Genomic DNA, 18260 nt, shown 5'->3' on the forward strand with positions numbered 1-18260 from the left:
GGTGCTTGGTTGCATCTTTAGGTTAGCAACAAATACTCCTTTACTCAATTAAACTTTTGCCGCTTAATTAGGAAACAACCTAGAACAAAGGCGCAAGCGCCCGTTTAGCAACGTAGCAAATGGAACGAATCAACTAAAGATTTAGGAATCATGCCACTAAAACAGGGGGATGCCGACGTCTGGGCGGCAAGCCCGTTTTTAGTCGGCCTTCCTCTTTGCGACGAACCGATGAAGACTTATCGTAGGGCAATTCGTGAAGTCGCCTAGTTGCTGGGCTCATGCGCCGAACGTGGCTATTCGGTTATTTCGTTATCCCCAAGACCTCATTTTATACTTTCTTTCTTGTGAAAAATGGGATCGATTCACATCAATCATTCCCATTGGTACTCCCTTAAAATAATATGAGTTTTACAAAAATATTTTAGCACTTAAAAATTTGTTGTAAATCTATGAAAAACATGCTATTCTATGAGTGACTAAATGAAAACGGATACAAAAGGCGGTCGATTTTTTATGGAAACAAGTAGTAAAGTAATTTTTGATTTAGCGATGCGTACAGCAGATATGATTGTGAACATGTTTGGCGATCGCTGTGAGGTTGCCGTACATGACTTCTCGGATCTACAGCATTCCTTAATTCACATTGCCGGTAATATTACTGGTAGAAAAATAGGGTCTCCCATTACAGATCTCGTACTCAACGAATTAACTAAAAAGCAAGAAGATGTAGCAGATATACCCAACTACAAAACACAATCCAAACAAGGTAAAGTAATGAAATCAGCTACTGTGTTTCTTCGGGATAATAATGATAAAATTATTGGCGCCTTATGTATGAATTATGATATTAGCCTCCTTATAGAGCTAGGTGGGGAAATTGACCAATTTATCAACATTCAGCAAGAGAAGCAGACGACAGAAACTTTTTTCAATTCGGTACAAGATGTTATTCACGAAATGGTCGATCAAGTAATCTTTGATCATAAAAAAGCACCGTCTGAAATGATTATTGATGAAAAAGTAGATTGTGTACGAATTTTAGACGAAAAAGGAGTATTTCTGATTAAGGGGGCGACCGAATATGTAGCGCATATGCTAGGTGTTTCCAAGTTTACTATCTATAATTATCTCCATAAAGTACGCACAATGAATGAGTATCAGCTAGAAGGAAAAAAATGATCGAATAGATTAATAGCTTAGCAAGCTTTAAGTTTGTTTTTTACTGTGTACATAAACAGACTATAGCTCCTGAATGTATAACAGGAAGCGAAAATTCCAACAACGAAGTAAAATCAGGAAGGTAATCTTTGTTCAATAATGAGCAAATAAGACGTCGTAAAACTATAACTTCGACCCTAATCAAGCTATACTGCGCTCTAATCATAGCTGTGTAGGAATCAGTTACTATTTTTAAGGTGTTTACTGCCTAGCATTTCCAATTTACAAACAACCATAAGCAAATAAATGAGACGACTTCAAAACTAACATCACGAGGTGAAAAGTATGGAAATTATAAAAGGAACATTCCTGTTAATTTTAGTTTTAGCGTTTTTTACATTATTCAGCTACAAAGCACCTAGAGGCATGAAAGCAATGAGTGCGCTTGCAAGTGCCGCGATTGCTACATTTTTAGTTGAAGCATTCCAGCGCTACGTTGGTGGTGATCTGCTACAAATCGAATTTTTAGGTGAAGTTGGCGATGCAGCTGGAAGTATGGGTGGTGTCGCAGCTGCTGCACTCGTTGCACTAGCAATGGGGGTTTCTCCTGTATACGCATTAATGCTAGGAGCCTCCGCTGCCGGATTAGGGCTGTTGCCCGGATTTATCGCAGGTTATCTAATCTCATTTATTGTGAAACAGATTGAGACAAGGGTTCCAGATGGGCTTGATTTAATTGTTGCAATTATTGTTGCCGCTCCCCTTACAAGGCTCGTCGCTGTCATGGCTGATCCGGTAGTGGATGCAACATTGCTTAATATTGGCGGTATCATTACAGAAACGACTACTGCTAATCCAATTATTATGGGAATTATATTAGGTGGCGTTATTACGGTTGTTGCTACTGCACCATTAAGCTCCATGGCATTAACGGCCATGCTTGGTCTAACTGGTGTCCCTATGGCAATCGGTGCTTTAGCCGTATTTGGATCTTCCTTTATGAACTTTGTCTTTTTCCATCGTATGAAGTTCGGTGACCGAAAAACAACGATATCTGTTGCTATTGAACCGCTGTCGCAAGTAGACATTATTTCTGCTAATCCGATACCCGTTTATGTAACTAACTTCCTTGGCGGTGCAACTTCTGGTATTATTATCTCTCTAGCAGGACTCGTAAATGGAGCAACTGGTACAGCAACACCAATTGCAGGCTTTGCTGTGATGTATGGGTTTAATGATCCAATGAAAGTAACGATTATTGCACTACTTTGCGCAGGATTCAGTGCATTGTGGGGTTATCTTGGCTCACAAATATTTAAGAACTTTAAAATTCGTCGTGTACATGAATTAGCTGAAATGAATGGGTAACTCAACGATATATACTGGGAACTCGTTATTTCGTTAGTAACTATACGTTAACAAAAAAACTATGAGGTGGTGACCACGTATGAAGTACAATTCTGTTTTCGATATTATTGGTCCTGTTATGATTGGACCTTCCAGCTCACACACTGCTGGAGCAGCAAGAGTCGGAAAAGCAGCCAGAAATTTATTAGGGACGGAGCCAACTTGGGCCAAAATTCATTTGTATGAATCATTCGCTAAAACACATAAAGGACATGGAACGGATTTCGCCTTAGCAGGTGGTTTACTAGGTTTCGAAACAGATGATCCACGTATGAATCAATCATTAGAAATCGCAAAATCGAAACATATAGATATTACCTTTATTGAGGACACTGCCGCTGTAGACCATCCTAACACTGCTCGGTTAATCGTCGGCAATGATCATACCCAAGTAGAATTAGTTGGTGTATCTATTGGTGGTGGAAAGGTTGAAATCACCGAACTAAATGGGTTTGAACTTCGTTTATCCGGCAATCATCCTGCACTTTTAGTGATGCATAATGATCGCTTTGGCGCTATCGCTTCGGTAACAACCATATTAGCCAAGCATGAAATAAATATCGGTCATATGGAGGTTAACCGCAAGGACGTTGGCGATGCAGCTTTAATGGTCATTGAAGTTGATCAAAATATAAAACAAAACATTATGAGTGAATTGCGTGAGGCAGCTCATATAACTAATATTTGTACGATTATTAGCTGACCTTTACATGTCTAATCGAACCAAATAATAGTTACGTTTAACAATGATGTCAGTCATGGAGTTGCAAATTACGGACTTCTCACACCGTGGAAGGATAACAAAAAACATAGGTTAGCCAAACCTTAATACACTCAATGAGAAAGGAGTTCGTCTATGTTTCGAACAGTAGCAGAGTTGGTGGAAATCGCCGAAAAAGAAAACATCTTCATATCAGAAGTTATGATCCGTCAAGAAATGGACGTAAAAGAAAAAACGCGTGAACAAGTTATGGCGGAGATGGAAAAAAATCTCAAGGTAATGGAAAAAGCCATCGAAGAGAGCTTAAAAGGGGTTCAGTCAGTAACTGGCTTAACTGGCGGCGACGCCGTGCTCATTCAAAACTATATGAAGGAGAAAACACCTTTATCCGGCCATCTCCTTTTAGATGCACTAAGTAAGGCAATGGGAACAAATGAGGTTAACGCAGCAATGGGCACGATTTGCGCAACTCCTACAGCGGGAAGCGCTGGTTGTGTTCCAGGAACGTTATTTGCCGTCAAAAATCAATTGAACCCGACTCGTGAACAAATGATACGCTATTTATTCACCGCTGGCGCTTTCGGCTTTGTTGTTGCTAATAATGCATTTATCTCTGGTGCAGCAGGAGGTTGCCAAGCAGAAGTAGGCTCAGCCGGGGCCATGGCTGCAGCAGCTATCGTAGAAATGGCGGGAGGCACAGCCCAGCAATCTGCTGAAGCATTCGCCATGACGTTAAAAAACATGCTCGGCCTTGTTTGCGATCCCGTAGCAGGACTTGTAGAAGTTCCATGTGTGAAACGAAATGCGGGTGGCTCGGCACTTGCAATTGTCTCTGCTGACATGGCGTTAGCTGGCGTTACGAGCAGAATTCCTTGTGATGAAGTAATTGGAGCCATGTACCGAATTGGAAAAACAATGCCTTCCGCTTTAAGGGAAACAGGAGAAGGCGGACTTGCTGATACTCCAACAGGTCGTTGGTTGAAGGAAAAGATATTTGGTTAGAGATTTACTTAATATTGAATTGCTCAATATAGAAACTTATAAGTAGAAAACACTGTAATAAAAATTCGCTTTCATTAGCGCTTATGAACGAATACTTTGTTGAACTTAAACGTCCACCTGCTAAAGCAGGTGGATTTAGTCATAAATGTCGGCAGCTAAGCCTAAAGCCCTTCTCAAGGTATATAGGTTAAGTAATCTCAAAGCTAGACTAAACTCACTCTTCTAGCTTGAATATTTGGATAGGTTACACTTGACTAGACAAAAAAGCTAAGGTAAACGGATACCGTCTAAAGACGGTGGAGTTAGACCACGCATTTGTAAGTTAAACACATCTCTATAAACAGCCTGTTTAAGTTCTCCCTATACTATTTCAACACTTCCAAACCCCTCCACAGATTTAAAATTTTCTTATTAAGTATATAATTTTCAAAGCTATCTTTCAGCCACTTTCGAATTGTGTAATTGTTAATTTTTTTAAATCATTTCGACAATATCTACCAATTTTCTAATAAATTCATGTGTTACACTATACATAACAAGACAAATTTTTCCAAAAAATGTAAGCCCATTTATTTATTCGAAAGGTGGATATGACATTGCTTGATACTAAAATTGTTGGAATTGGTAAAAAGGTTGGATCAATCGTAAAAACAAGCCAAGCGTTAAGTCATGAAATGGACATCGAAGAAGATTGGATAGAAAGGGCATCTGGAGTATATTCAAGGTATTATGTAGATTTTAATAACGGAGAAAATGCCCTTTTACTAGGAACTCAAGCAGCTAATTTAGCAGTTAAAGACTCTAATATTAAGCTTGAAGATATTGATTGTATTATCGGTGCATGTGGCAGTCCGCTGCAGGCTATACCATGTAACGCCTCTTTATTCCAAAGAGAATTAGGCTTAGAAAACTCTGGTGTTTCATGCTTTGATGTGGATACAACTTGTTACAGTTTTCCTTTAGCTGTTTTTATTGCTCCAACACTAATTCAATTAAATGTATACAACAAGATACTTATTATTAGTTCTGACGCACCAAGTCCAACTCTTGAGACAGCTGAACGTGAGGTTCGGGCTTTATTTGGGGACGGAGCAGCAGCAGTTGTCGTTTCAAAAACTCCAGAAGGTGAAAAAAGTAAAGTTCATCACTTCAAATTAAATACATACAGCAATGGAGCAGACCTTACTTCCATAAAAGGCGCAGGAACTTTAAGACACCCAAACCATTCAGAGACAAAACCAGAAGATAATGTTTTTCAAATGGATGGTAAAAAAGTTTATAAATTAGCTTTAAAATATTTGAAACCCTTTTTGAAAGAGTTGGAACGTGAAAGCAAAATTATAAATTCTAATTATAAATATATTGTGCCCCATCAAACAAGTAAGAATGGTATGAAAATATTTTATAAACATGGATTTGCAGTTGATAGAGTAGCAAATCATTTAACTAATCACGGAAATTGCATTGCCGCCTCTATTCCTATGGTGCTACATGATTACATTAAAGAAGAGAAAATTAAAAGAGGTGACAAAATTTTATTATTTGGAACTTCAGCAGGTCTTTCCCTTGGTGCTTTAAGTTTAACTTATTAATATAATTAATTTTTTCACAAACTGTTCTTACCTCTTACATAAAATATTGAAAGGAGAGAAACAAAATTAATAAAGAACAAATTTTTAAAAAAGGAACATGCATAATGTCAAATATGTTAGATATTCCCAAAGATGAAATAACAGAATTAACAGAATTTAAAGAAGATCTCGGATTAGATTCTTTAGATTTAGTAGAATTAATTATGGAATTAGAAGAGGAATTTGACATAACAATAGAAGATGAAGACGCAAGCAAGTTCACAACCGTAAATGATGCTCTGTCACATATAAATGATTTACTTAACAATAACTAATTGTAATTTCTGGATCTCTCCTCTCAGAGGTAAAGATCCTTTTTACATTACTTTCCATTTCAATTCATCATTAAGTAACTAAAAATCAGCCGAACTTCCCCTTTACCGTTTGATAGTGGGTGTATAAGCAAAGGCGCAAAAGACTTTAAAAGAATTTTGAGCACGAGCTGAATAAAATACCATTTTTCTTAAGAAGTTGCATTGTACTTGTTCGTCAACTTTATGAGATTGAAAGAAACAATATTCTTATCTAAACTACATTATCCTCCTCCATATTCGAAAGGAGAATTGCTTTTTTGCCTTTAAGTTTTTTTCTTTTTACGGCACTTCGGAGTGAGAGTAATAGTAAAACGTCCATTTCAGAAGTAACCATTAAACTAAATTCAGACAAATAAGTAGTAATTTTTGAATCAATTATCCTTTAAACTGGTCGTTTTTTAATATCATATAAATAGTGCTAACCTTACAACTTAAATAGGTATTTATGCCTATTTATTTAATTTTGCGTCTTCTATATAATGTAAGTAACCACTAACATACAAGAGGTGATCTTTTTGAAACGGCTAGTCAACATTTTCTTATTCATTTTCATGCTTGCTCTCACTGGCTGCTCTTCATCAGACAATGATGCTAACACTTATTCAGGAACTGTAGAAGGTAATAAACAATTCATTCAAGCGGAAACTACTACTGCACTAGTCGACAGCATTCATATTGACGAAGGGGACCATATCAGTAAAAATGATTCTTTGCTCACGCTTGATACAGAGAAACTGGATTTGAAAATAGCAGAGGCAAAATACGCTATTGAAATTGCCGAAGCACAAAAAACAGAGGCTGAGGCTTCTGGACGTGAGGAATTAATACAACAAGCGGATGGGGCTGTAAAACAGGCGAAAGTGAAAGAAGAATTATTATCCTTAGAAAAAGAAAGATCCAACATCAAATCTCCCATTAAAGGGAGGATTCAAGATGTATATATTTCAGAAGGCGAGTTGGCAAACGCTGGAGAAAACCTTTTATCTATCATTGACCCTTCTATAAAAGAAGTAATTGTCTACATTGCTGAGAAAGACCTTAATAAGGTAGAACACAACCAAACTGTAGAGCTGACAACCAATGCTTATTCCGACAAGACCTTTACAGGAAAAGTGAAAAATATTGCAACAGAAGCTCAATTTACACCTAAAAATATCCAAACCGAAGAAGAAACAGCTAAGCGTGTATTTGCAGTTACGATAGACATATCAGCAGAAAACGAGCTAAAACCGGGTATGACAGTTTACGTAGAACTTTAACTAAAGGAGGTTTACCATTGTTAGCAATTGAAACAAAAGGATTAACGAAACAGTTTGGTAACTTACTCGCAGTAAATAAAGTAGACTTACAAATTCACAAAGGGCATATATACGGTTTTTTAGGTCCAAATGGATCAGGTAAATCAACAATGATTCGTATGCTATGCGGCGTTCTCAAGCCAACATCGGGAGAAGGAACCGTTTTAACACATGATATAAAAACAGAACCTGAACATATTAAACAAAAGATTGGCTATATGTCGCAAAAATTTAGTTTATATGAGGAATTAACGATGAAAGAGAATTTAGACTTTTATGCCGGGGTTTACGGGCTGACTGGAAAAGAAAGTAAAGCTAGACAAGAAGAAATTATTTCGCTAACAGGGCTGTCCGGTCGCTTAAATCAACGTGCTAGCTCCCTTTCAGGTGGTTGGAAACAGCGATTGGCTCTTAGTTGCGCTCTCCTGCACAAGCCAGAATTGTTAGTTCTAGACGAACCAACAGCAGGGGTAGACCCTGTGTCACGGAGGATCTTTTGGGAAATTATAACCGAACTAGCCAAAGCTGGAATTACTGTCTTAGTAACAACACATTATATGGATGAAGCGGAATTGTGCACAGAAATTGGCTTTATATTTTATGGCACTATTCTCATTTCAGGAACACCTCACAAAATAAAAACAGAGCATAATGTCCATCATTTAGACGACTTATTTATAAAATTAGTTAAAGAACAACAAGAAAATTCACTCCATAGCGGAGGCTTAACATATGTCTAAACGTACCTCCACCTTCTCACTGAGCCGCTATATTTCTATTGTCAAAAAAGAAATCATTCAAATAAAAAAAGATCCAGCAAGTTTAGCGATCGCATTAGTGTTACCTGTCATGCTCTTATTTTTACTAGGCTATGCGGTAAGCTCGGAAGTCGAAAACATGGATATAGCGATTTGGGATCAAAATAAGACAAAGGAAAGTAGAGATCTATTTCAGCAATATGGGAACAGTCATTATTTTACTACATCTTACCATGTAACATCGTACGAAGAAGTTAATCATTTACTGGACAATGGTAAAATTGGTATGGCACTTGTTATACCAACAAATTATTCTAAACAATTGATACGTAATGAAGCATCCATTCAAATACTAGTTGACGGATCAGATCCAAATATTGCTAACACAGCGTTAAAGAATGCTAGTCTAATTACACAAAATAAATCTTTGGACATTCAAAAAGAGCAACTTAACAATCAGGGAGTTCAGGAAGTTAGTCAACCACTAAAAGAGGAAAGCCGTGTATTTTACAATCCTGACATGGATATGATGAAGTTTAATATCCCTGGGTTAATCGGCTTAATTATGCAAGAGGTAATTTTAATTCTTACCGCCTTTTCTTTAGTTAGGGAGAAAGAAAGAGGGACGATGGAACAACTTATTGTGACTCCTATTAAACCTAGTGAATTAATTTTAGGAAAACTAACGCCCTATACGGTTATTGGGTTTATCTCCTTTTTATTTGTTTTAATAGCTGGGGTCTTATGGTTTGGTGTTCCTATTCAAGGAAGTGTACCATTATTAATTTTACTAAGCACATTGTTTCTCATTACAACGTTAGCTATGGGAATTCTCGTTTCAACCATAGCAAAAAATCAATTACAAGCCATGCAAATAGCGTTTGCCATTATTTTACCTAGCGTTATTATTTCGGGATTTGTTTTTCCAAGAGAACCGATGCCCATTATTATTCAAGCTATGGGTGGCTTCATTCCACTTACTTATTTTCTAGAAATTTTACGAGGGATATTTTTAAAAGGTATTGGCATAGAAGAACTATGGAAACAAACTTTGATTCTCCTAACTTTTACTGTCATACTATGTATAGCAACTACACTGAGTTTTAAAAAACGGCTAGAATAAAGGGAGCCTTCAAGTTTATCCCCAAATGATGGTTAGTAGCCTAAGAGTATGACCTAAAGGTCTCCTAAACGAATCGGGGAGTTAGGTGCTGTTATCTCCCACTTAGACTTGTCCAGATCGTATTCCAATTCTTGATGTGGAAGTCTCACAGCACCTTATATCCGGAATAAATGGTAGGTGAAAATATGGATAAGCAAAATGATACACAGGAATTGCAGCAAGTAATCGAAAACTTTACAAATACTATGAGGAAAGAACAGCAATTATCACAAAGCCAATTAAAAATTCTTAACGCTGCAAAAGATTTATTTTCCGAAAAAGGCTATGAAAACAGTTCTACTTCAGAGATAGCTAAATTAGCTGGTGTAGCTGAAATCACGTTATTTCGCAACTTTAAATCCAAAAAAAATTTATTACATCAATTATTAGCCCCTTTAATTATACAGGTTAGTTCGCCATCTATCCTTAAAGAAGTTATAACTCAGTTTAATACTACACATGAAGAAACAGAAGAAATACTAGAAGCTTTAATGAAAGATAGACTTGATTTATTAGAAAAAAATGATGGTGTACTTAAAGTTTTGATTAGAGAATGTTTAAATAATGAGGAAGTTCGCCAATCTGTCATTCATAACATTACGAAGCCAGCCCAAAATGAAGCATTCAAATTTGTAAACCATCGAATTAATAATGAAGAATTTAGAGATGTGGACAGTCAAGCAGTAGTTGATCTTCTGTTTTATATTATGTTTGGCTATATTATCAGTCATCATGTGCTTAGGCTGGAAGGATTTACAAACGATAAAGAAGTTATGATCCAAACGATAATTGATTTGTTTCTTCATGGTGTTAAAAAATAGGCTGAACCTCTGCATAGAGACTCAGCCTGATTTTTATTAAAACTGATCAGCACTATAAACAAACGCATTCGGCACAGCATTTTTAGGATCATAGGTTTCAAGTATCTTCCCATAGCGTTCGCGATAATCATTATCTACTTCTAATTGCGGAATAACCTTTGTTCCCTCTTCAAAGAAATGCTTCGAACCACGACCCATTTCTTTTCCTCGTTTTGTATGCTTGTCTAGTGCTACATCCATAATTTCCGGTTTTTGCCCCATCGCAAAACCTTTAATAATAATATTTTTTAAAAAGTCACTGGATCTGTCCTTTTTGCTTTCACATAAAATCCGGATAGCGTGGATAAAATACATTGGCTGGTCGCCATCATTATACGGGAAGTTTTTACGCATTTCGTTTAAATTTTGCACGTGAATAGCGGCATCCAAATTACCAAAGCCGATATCCTCAACAGAAATAGTCAATAATCTTCTCCACATTCTATCGAGTAGTTGTGGGGAGCTAATAAATAATTCATATGCGTATCCACAAGCTTCCTCGACCATCGCTCTACGTATAGATTTTTGCAATGATGAAACAACTTCATCTACCTGTAAATTATTTCTTGTTTTCGTTTCTGCCCATACATTATAAGCTGAACTCATATCTATTTCTCTCCTTGTTTTTCAATATGTTTTAAAATACTTTTTATAGTTTTACTACCTTTTTAATTACTGAGGTTGATGAATCTCCATTAATTCCTGAACTAGAATTTTAATGGTTTCTGCGTTCATCAATTGATCTTCTGCATGAACGAGCAGTAATGTTACTTGAGGCTCTAATTGTTTCATTTCATCAGATAGAGCAGATGCATGAATATGATGCGCTTCGGAAAATACGTCCGACCCTTCCTGCAATTTTTTATGTGCTTCTTCCATATTACCTTTTTTCGCATCTTCTAAAGCTAGCAAATAGTTGGATTTAGCAAGTCCTGCACACGTAATGATTTTCATAGCTACTTCTGATAACCGTTCTACCTTGGACATATGTTATGCTTTCCCTTCCTCATGTAATTTGAAAGCTTGTTGTAATGCTTCTTCTCCGTTCGCCATTGCATATGTCCGAGCTTCTACTGCTGCTACAGGGATTTGCAGTGTCGCCTTAATGGAATCCACAGCATAAATAATTTGTGGTCCTACTAAACAAATATCCCATTTTCCTACTTCTTCATTAATAGCATTATTGGATCTTGCTTCTACGTCTACATTCAGATTTTGAGCTGCTGCAGCCTGCTTCATTTTATCTACTAAAATTGAACTGGACATTCCAGCATTACATACTAAAAGTATTTTCAATTCGTTCACTCTCCTTTGTCATCTCTAAAACGTCACTCTATATAATGCTTATTAAAAAACGATGTCGATAAGGCGATGATTTTTTTTAAGAATGCCTCTTTTCCATCAACTTCCAGTAAACTGGAAATGGAATCTTTATCTAAAGCTAACTGCTGAATAAACTGAAACAAGGTGCTTACATCATCGTCCATTTTATTTTCAATCGCCAGTAAAAATACCATTTTAATTTTTTCCCCGTTATGATAGAGTGGCTTCTTTAGCACCGCTACGTGAACCGTGGTTTTATTAGCGAATGAAGATAGAGGATGAGGAATCATAAAATGCTTCCCAATAGTTGTTGGATAATTTTCCTCTCGCTGTATAACATCCTTCACATAGCCCTCCAGGTCATTAATTCGATGATATTGTTTCAGCTTCTGCGCCATGTCTTCAATTAATTCCTCAAATGTAAGTTGAGCATCCTCGTAAATTTCAACAAACTCTTTGCTGAACATTCTTAAAATCAACTTTTCATAGCGATTGCTATTTTTAATTTTGTGGATTGTATTCGTGAGCGAATAATAATCACTTCGTTCAGGAATTCGCTCAATAACATGGCAGGGGATAGTTTGTTCGATGTTCAAAATATTTGTCGCGATAATTAAGTCCACTTGATGGTTTTCCGCGTACCTTTCCAATGCAATTAATGGCAAACAAGCAGTCACATCAATATGGTTCCTGAAATTATTGGCAAGCCAATTTTGGATAATATCATTGATTCCCATACTCGTATCACTTATAACAACTGTTTTCAATCGAATATTATTTTTTCTTAGAAAAATTTCAATATAAATCGCTATATAAGATATTTCATCATCTGCCAAATACTTCTTTTGGTATCGATATACAATATGGACAACCAACATCGCCACTTCGTAAGCAAACGGATAACGCTTTTTTATATCACTAATAATTGGATTTGATAATTCATAATTCGTGTCTAAACGACGGAGCATATATTCTATATGCACTTTAAGATTTTCCATCGTTTCCACGCTTTCCTTTAAATCAATGCTATATTTATCCAGTACTTCTCTGCGGAATTCATTTAAAATGGTTAATGCTGTAATACTAATATTTTCTTCGATCGACGCTGAACTAGATGGTATTTTAAGGGACCAGAAAAAACGATTTAAGCTTGTTTTATCCTTTTCTTTAATATCAACTCCCGACTTAATCAGTTCCTGTAGTAATGAGCTTACATCTCTATTAAAAAAGGATTGCGCATCAGAATGTATCGTATATCCAGACCTATTCCTGATAACAGTAAGATAAATAGCCCCGACCATCATTTCAAATGATTTATCATCTACAACTAGCTTCTGGGAAGCTAAATAATTTTTCATTTTTATCTTTAACAATTCGAGCTCTTTCTCATCAAAATGTCCATTTACTAAAAAACTAACATCTGTTAAGTAGTCGGGCTTATCAGATAAAATGAGCTCTTTTAGCATTTTGAACAGTAAATACCTTACTTCTTCTTCTACTGCTGTAAAGTGAATTTGATTATGAACAATAGCAATAGACCCTATCTTATACTTTGTCTCTAGTAGATGCTTCAATTTGCTTATATCTTTAAATACCGTTTGTTCCGAGACATAGAGCTCATCTGCTAAATCAAAACAATCTTGCTCTTCTTGGAATAACACCTTTCCTAAAATGGTATACAAACGTTGCTCTTGGTTGCGATAGCCTTGATGCTGTACGTTTGTAACAGGGTTAAGAAATGCCGTAATGGACTCCATGTCTTTAGGTAGCAGATAATAGCCTTTTTTATTCGATGAAAGAATTCGACATGCTTCAACGTTTAACGCTTTATTAATGGAGGCAATATCGTTTCTTACGGTTCTTGTGGACACATTTAATTTGTCAGCTAATTTAGCACCAAATATTCCATTTGGGTTCTTAATAATTAACTCGATAATTTCTTTTTGCCGATCCGTAAACATCGATATTACCTTCCTTTTCACGTTTTATGCACCTTTCAGAGCTTTTTCAGCCTATATTAAACTTCGTTGTGAAGTAATTTAATCTTATAGACCGTTTCAATAACTAACACACTTTTAGACGTTCAGAATCTGTACTTAAGCAGTTTTTTCATTTTCTTTTTTTACTTCATTCGCTTCCATTGCTTTAAAGAAAGGAAAGTAAATAAGCGTCATTAAGATTAAACTAATGAATACAAACACAACCGCCCGCCAATCCAATGTCATCAGGAAGGCCCCTACGCCAGGTGGTAAAAATCCTGGTGGGTTTGCAATCGGCATACCGATGAAGCCTGATGTCATTCCAAAATATGTTAATGCAGTAACAATCAATGGACCGAAAACGAATGGAATAAACATAAATGGATTTAATAAGATCGGTGCCCCAAAGATAAGTGGCTCATTAATTCCAAACAAGGAAGGAATAATAGACACCTTACCAATCGCATTTAAGTTTTTCGCCTTTGATCGCATCATGAGCAAAACGAGCCCAAGTGTTAATCCAGATCCGGATACTTGTAATATGTTATAGTATAATCCAAACGTAAAGATATGCGTAACATCAGCACCCGATGCGAAGTTGGCAATATTTTCCGCTTGATACGTAATGGCAAATGGCGCCCACACAGCCGAAGTAATCGCTGGTCCATGCAAACCAAAAAACCATAGGAATTGGGTTAAGAAAATAACGATTAATAAAGACGGCAAGCTATCCATTGAACTAATTGCTGGTGCTAACACATTCATAATCACTTGCGGAAATGCAACGTCACCCAAGCTTGTTGACAGAATAGCTATTGTGGAACCAATCAATATATTGACGATCATTGGAAATAGATTACTAAAGCTATCCCCAACCATTTGCGGAACACTATCCGGTAACCTGACGACCATTTTTTTATTAATCATGAAGCGGGTAACCTCTACCGTTACTATTGCGGATATAATACTAACAAATAGTCCCTGTGCCCCTAAATATGTCATATCAAGCCCATTCTCCGTAATCACACCGCTCATAATCACATGTGTAATCACAGCTGTAATTCCATATTGTGCCGATTGCATCCCGTATTTCTTAGCTAAGGAATCAGCGATAAAAAATGCAGCATAAATGGATAACAGTCCATTTGTAAATTTATCAGGGTACGTTAATTTATCAATATGATTAGCAAAAAACTCGTGAATTGGTCCACTTTGGAACACGTTCATGAACGCAATAGGCAAAATAAAAAACGAACCTATAATAATAATTGGAACAATTGCGATCATTCCGTCTTTTATTGCTTGTAAATGCTTCTGCTGCTCTACTTTATTCGCAATGGGCATGAGCCATTTCATTAAAGTAGATTGAAGTTTTGAGCTGTTCATGCTGACCTCCTGTTTGTGAAGTATTTTTCTTGCTTGCTACAATTTAACTATAATTGAAAACGGTTTTATCCGGCAAATAAACATTTTCCGCCATGTTAGGAAACAGCATGACAAGTTAGCCCTAAAATTACTCCCCAAAGATGCTTTTTTAGCTTTCTTATCTTTTTAGAAAAACTTGGCTTGTCGCCAAGTCTTATGGCGGAAGCCTATGTTTTTCTTATACTATAAACCAAAAAAATCTTATACTTTCCTATAGTGCAAAAAAACAGACCTGTTTATACTTAACAGATCTGCTTTTCATTGTAAAACTAATTTCTTAAGTTATTTATCCAACACTTTATATTCTTTTTCAACGCTCACTTGCCCAAGGTCCTTCCAGTTTATAACCTCTGCTTATCTGCTTAAATTTGTCCTTCTTCCTGATATGTTTCACTCAAATATCATTCATTTATCCTCAACTTTTGGCACATGCTTAAAGATCTCGCCAGACTCAAAAAATTCAATTAACCGACTAATCCAGTTCAAATAATCGAGTGAACCTTTTATTTCCTTTAGTAAATTATCCAACTGCGCTTCCAGCTCTTTATTTAGCGCTCCTTCTTCCCGCAAATCAATCAACTTCTGATATAAGCTATGCTCATGTAATCTACTTTTACTAATGGTCTTGCGCCAATTCGCAGTAAACAGTGCGATGAATGTTTGGTAGTAATCATTTTCTACTTTAATCAGGTCTTTGCGGACGCCTTTGATAAACACTTTTTCTGCTAAATTTAACTCTATCATTTCACGAACAACCTGGCTCATCCGCATTTTACTCATACCCATAGCTTCAGACAATTGCTCAAGTGTCATCGGATCTCGATTCAATGAAATAATACCAAATACACGTCCAACTGTCTTTGAAACGCCAAATGTATACACATTATCTGCAATCTTTTCTACAACTTGATTTTCTAATTTTTCAATTTGATTTGGCAAGTTTTCCATACCACTAACTCCTTGAACAATTTCTATTGTACCAGTAAATATAACATAGTTTATTTTAAAAACAAAAAGACAAATAGGCAGATAACAGAAGAAAAACGGAGCAATTGTATGAAATACCGAATATAAAATGTGTAAAATATTTTTTTTACATATGTTATACTATATATAAGCCCATTTGCGGTTTTTGTTTCAATATTCCTTATCTTATAATAAGTTCTATACAACAGGCGATGAGATGAGGGTGTGTTGATATTTTGAAAATGAAGAAGGGGGTGCTTTGTTTTGCTTCAATTCGAACATGTTTCAAAAGTATATGAAGGCGGAACAAAAGCAGTCGATAACATCAACTTAAACATAGAAAACGGAGAGTTTATTGTATTTATTGGACCAAGTGGATGCGGTAAAACAACTACCATGAAGATGATTAATCGCTTAATTGAAACAACAGAGGGAAATATTTACATTGATAATGAAAATATTAAGGACAAAAATATCGTTGAACTCAGACGATCTATCGGGTATGTAATCCAGCAGATTGGCTTATTTCCCCATATGACTATCGCAGAAAACATTTCACTTGTACCTAAGTTATTAAACTGGTCTGAGGATAAACGTCGTGCACGTGCGGAAGAATTATTGCAGCTGGTAAATATGGATAAAACATATTTAGACAGATATCCAAATGAATTAAGTGGTGGTCAGCAGCAACGGATTGGTGTATTGCGTGCCCTTGCAGCAGATCCACCGCTTATTTTAATGGACGAACCATTCGGTGCATTGGATCCAATAACTCGCGATGGCTTACAAGAGGAATTTAAAAAATTGCAGCAAACATTAGGGAAAACTATCGTCTTTGTTACGCATGATATGGATGAAGCTATTAAACTAGCAGATCGTATCGTTATTATGCGCAAAGGAAAAGTCGTTCAAGTAGGGACACCGCAAGAAATCCTCAGCCAACCAGCTAATGAATTTGTCGAGGAATTTATTGGAAAACATCGTCTTATTGAATCAAGACCTACCCTGCAAACGGTTCAACAAATTATGAATGAAAATCCGATTTCCATTAACGAGGATAAAGCAATCTCCGAAGCGATTCGATTAATGAAAGATCATAAAGTAGATTCCTTGTTAGTCGTTGATAACCAACGTATACTGCGAGGTATGATTGATATTGAAATGATTGAACAAAACAGGAAAAAACAAGGTAACGTAAAGGAGATTATGGAAACAACGATTTATAAAGTGGAACAACATGCACTTTTACGTGACACTGTTCACAAAATTTTACGCAATGGCTTCCGTTATGTACCTGTTGTTGATAAAGAAGAAAAGCTGATCGGGATTGTAACCCGCGCTAGCTTAGCAAATATTGTTTATGACTCCATCTGGGGAAATGGCAATGGCGACAGCATATAAGTAGTGTTTCTATATAAGAAGCGAGGAAAGCAGAACATTGTTGCATGATAAACAGCTGTAAATAGCAGCATCTGCTCCCAAAAGGGAGAAATAAATGAACGAAGAAATTCGCTGTGTCATTCTTAATATGAATTAACCTCTTTAATTGTTTTAACAAGCAAATCTCCAATACAAAGGAAGTGATGACGTGGAGACGTTACAAACATTTTTTACGGAATATGGGGGTCAACTATTGTTTAAAACATGGGAACATCTTTATATTTCACTTATTTCGATTTCTTTAGGGATCCTAGTGGCTGTTCCACTGGGTGTAGCCTTAACACGAGTTCCTAAAGTTGCCGATAAAATCATGTCTTTAGTAGGCATTATTCAAACATTCCCTACGTTAGCGATTTTAGCTTTTTTTATCCCACTGCTTGGGATCGGAAAAGTACCCGCCATCGTTGCTCTATTTTTCTATTCCCTTCTTCCTATCCTACGTAATACGTATACAGGTGTATATAACTTAAATGAAAATATACTAGAAGCCGGGCGTGGCATGGGTATGACGGGATGGGAGCGAATTCGCATGGTGGAGTTACCACTCGCAATACCTGTTATCATGGCAGGAATTCGTGTGTCTACTGTCTATTTAATCGGCTGGGCCACGCTCGCCGCTTATATCGGTGCAGGTGGTTTAGGTGATTTTATTTTTGATGGCTTGAATTTATTTAAAACTGAATTTATTCTGGCAGGAGCTATTCCGACTACGTTGCTTGCGTTAATCATCGATTATGTATTTGGTCGGTTAGAAGAACGTTTAACTCCTACAGGAATTAGAAATACATCGGAAGCTGCATAGAAAGGAGGATACGC

General features: G+C 36.5%; 18 protein-coding genes. 12 read left to right on the forward strand and 6 right to left on the reverse strand.

From position 1 onward, the window contains the following. Nucleotides 1–480: 480 nt before the first annotated feature. From KBP50_RS21170 to KBP50_RS21215, 10 genes are all read left to right on the forward strand, one after another. Nucleotides 481–1179, forward strand: coding sequence for a helix-turn-helix transcriptional regulator (locus KBP50_RS21170; RefSeq protein WP_050350719.1), 699 nt, complete (start codon nt 481–483; stop codon nt 1177–1179). A 324-nt stretch (nt 1180–1503) separates the two neighbouring features. Then, nucleotides 1504–2526 carry a PTS sugar transporter subunit IIC gene (locus tag KBP50_RS21175; RefSeq protein WP_050350718.1) on the forward strand — a complete coding sequence of 341 codons (1023 nt, stop codon included), beginning with the start codon at nt 1504–1506 and terminating at the stop codon, nt 2524–2526. A 79-nt stretch (nt 2527–2605) separates the two neighbouring features. After that, the gene (gene sdaAB, locus KBP50_RS21180) at nt 2606–3268 is read left to right on the forward strand and encodes an L-serine ammonia-lyase, iron-sulfur-dependent subunit beta (protein WP_050350717.1); all 663 of its coding nucleotides are present in this window, start codon (nt 2606–2608) and stop codon (nt 3266–3268) included. 153 nt (nt 3269–3421) lie between these two features. Then, entirely contained in the window at nt 3422–4288 is an 867-nt protein-coding gene (sdaAA, locus tag KBP50_RS21185) for an L-serine ammonia-lyase, iron-sulfur-dependent, subunit alpha (RefSeq protein ID WP_050350716.1), read from the forward strand. A gap of 596 nt (nt 4289–4884) precedes the next feature. After that, nucleotides 4885–5880, forward strand: coding sequence for a 3-oxoacyl-ACP synthase (locus KBP50_RS21190; RefSeq protein ID WP_050350715.1), 996 nt, complete (start codon nt 4885–4887; stop codon nt 5878–5880). A gap of 80 nt (nt 5881–5960) precedes the next feature. Further along, a complete protein-coding gene (acpP, locus tag KBP50_RS21195) occupies nt 5961–6194 on the forward strand; it encodes an acyl carrier protein (protein ID WP_257786713.1) in 234 nt (77 codons plus the stop codon). Nucleotides 6195–6748: 554 nt separating this feature from the next. After that, nucleotides 6749–7492 (forward strand): efflux RND transporter periplasmic adaptor subunit, encoded by a 744-nt coding sequence (locus KBP50_RS21200; RefSeq protein WP_050350713.1) that lies wholly within the window; start codon nt 6749–6751, stop codon nt 7490–7492. A gap of 17 nt (nt 7493–7509) precedes the next feature. Next, complete coding sequence (locus KBP50_RS21205; RefSeq protein ID WP_050350712.1) at nt 7510–8271, forward strand: ABC transporter ATP-binding protein; 762 nt, start codon at nt 7510–7512, stop codon at nt 8269–8271. Beyond that, entirely contained in the window at nt 8264–9412 is a 1149-nt protein-coding gene (locus KBP50_RS21210) for an ABC transporter permease (protein WP_050350711.1), read from the forward strand. Before KBP50_RS21205 ends, KBP50_RS21210 begins: the two co-directional genes overlap by 8 nt. A gap of 170 nt (nt 9413–9582) precedes the next feature. Next, on the forward strand, nt 9583–10272 hold the full coding sequence (locus KBP50_RS21215) for a TetR/AcrR family transcriptional regulator (RefSeq protein ID WP_076361934.1): 690 nt from the start codon (nt 9583–9585) through the stop codon (nt 10270–10272). A gap of 36 nt (nt 10273–10308) precedes the next feature. Here KBP50_RS21215 and KBP50_RS21220 read toward each other — a convergent pair whose 3' ends face one another. The 6 genes from KBP50_RS21220 to KBP50_RS21245 all read right to left on the reverse strand — a co-directional run bounded on the left by KBP50_RS21220 (nt 10309) and on the right by KBP50_RS21245 (nt 15986). Further along, nucleotides 10309–10917 (reverse strand): hypothetical protein, encoded by a 609-nt coding sequence (locus KBP50_RS21220; RefSeq protein ID WP_050350709.1) that lies wholly within the window; start codon nt 10915–10917, stop codon nt 10309–10311. Nucleotides 10918–10983: 66 nt separating this feature from the next. Further along, nucleotides 10984–11298 carry a PTS sugar transporter subunit IIA gene (locus tag KBP50_RS21225; protein WP_050350708.1) on the reverse strand — a complete coding sequence of 105 codons (315 nt, stop codon included), beginning with the start codon at nt 11296–11298 and terminating at the stop codon, nt 10984–10986. Nucleotides 11299–11301: 3 nt separating this feature from the next. Next, on the reverse strand, nt 11302–11607 hold the full coding sequence (locus KBP50_RS21230; protein ID WP_050350707.1) for a PTS sugar transporter subunit IIB: 306 nt from the start codon (nt 11605–11607) through the stop codon (nt 11302–11304). A gap of 32 nt (nt 11608–11639) precedes the next feature. Then, on the reverse strand, nt 11640–13616 hold the full coding sequence (locus KBP50_RS21235; RefSeq protein ID WP_128743306.1) for a BglG family transcription antiterminator: 1977 nt from the start codon (nt 13614–13616) through the stop codon (nt 11640–11642). Nucleotides 13617–13730: 114 nt separating this feature from the next. Next, the gene (locus KBP50_RS21240; protein WP_050350705.1) at nt 13731–14999 is read right to left on the reverse strand and encodes a PTS sugar transporter subunit IIC; all 1269 of its coding nucleotides are present in this window, start codon (nt 14997–14999) and stop codon (nt 13731–13733) included. Nucleotides 15000–15443: 444 nt separating this feature from the next. Beyond that, nucleotides 15444–15986 (reverse strand): GbsR/MarR family transcriptional regulator, encoded by a 543-nt coding sequence (locus KBP50_RS21245; RefSeq protein WP_050350704.1) that lies wholly within the window; start codon nt 15984–15986, stop codon nt 15444–15446. A gap of 282 nt (nt 15987–16268) precedes the next feature. Here KBP50_RS21245 and KBP50_RS21250 point away from each other — a divergent pair, with 282 nt between their 5' ends. Both KBP50_RS21250 and KBP50_RS21255 read left to right on the forward strand, forming a co-directional pair. Further along, a complete protein-coding gene (locus tag KBP50_RS21250; RefSeq protein ID WP_050350703.1) occupies nt 16269–17405 on the forward strand; it encodes a betaine/proline/choline family ABC transporter ATP-binding protein in 1137 nt (378 codons plus the stop codon). 187 nt (nt 17406–17592) lie between these two features. After that, nucleotides 17593–18246: an ABC transporter permease gene (locus KBP50_RS21255; protein WP_050350702.1), complete on the forward strand. Its 654-nt coding sequence runs from the start codon at nt 17593–17595 to the stop codon at nt 18244–18246. Nucleotides 18247–18260: the final 14 nt, after the last annotated feature.

Origin of the sequence: Virgibacillus pantothenticus, from assembly GCF_018075365.1 — a bacterium.
Taxonomy (GTDB): Bacteria; Bacillota; Bacilli; order Bacillales; family Amphibacillaceae; genus Virgibacillus; species Virgibacillus pantothenticus.

Bases quoted from the DNA above. Each gene is read 5' to 3' on its own strand.
- KBP50_RS21210 (WP_050350711.1), top strand. From the start codon at position 8,264: ATGTCTAAACGTACCTCCACCTTCTCACTGAGCCGCTATATTTCTATT.
- KBP50_RS21215 (WP_076361934.1), top strand. From the start codon at position 9,583: ATGGTAGGTGAAAATATGGATAAGCAAAATGATACACAGGAATTGCAG.
- sdaAB (WP_050350717.1), top strand. From the start codon at position 2,606: ATGAAGTACAATTCTGTTTTCGATATTATTGGTCCTGTTATGATTGGA.
- KBP50_RS21225 (WP_050350708.1), bottom strand. From the start codon at position 11,298: ATGTCCAAGGTAGAACGGTTATCAGAAGTAGCTATGAAAATCATTACG.
- KBP50_RS21170 (WP_050350719.1), top strand. From the start codon at position 481: ATGAAAACGGATACAAAAGGCGGTCGATTTTTTATGGAAACAAGTAGT.
- KBP50_RS21245 (WP_050350704.1), bottom strand. From the start codon at position 15,986: ATGGAAAACTTGCCAAATCAAATTGAAAAATTAGAAAATCAAGTTGTA.
- KBP50_RS21240 (WP_050350705.1), bottom strand. From the start codon at position 14,999: ATGAACAGCTCAAAACTTCAATCTACTTTAATGAAATGGCTCATGCCC.
- KBP50_RS21220 (WP_050350709.1), bottom strand. From the start codon at position 10,917: ATGAGTTCAGCTTATAATGTATGGGCAGAAACGAAAACAAGAAATAAT.
- sdaAA (WP_050350716.1), top strand. From the start codon at position 3,422: ATGTTTCGAACAGTAGCAGAGTTGGTGGAAATCGCCGAAAAAGAAAAC.
- KBP50_RS21175 (WP_050350718.1), top strand. From the start codon at position 1,504: ATGGAAATTATAAAAGGAACATTCCTGTTAATTTTAGTTTTAGCGTTT.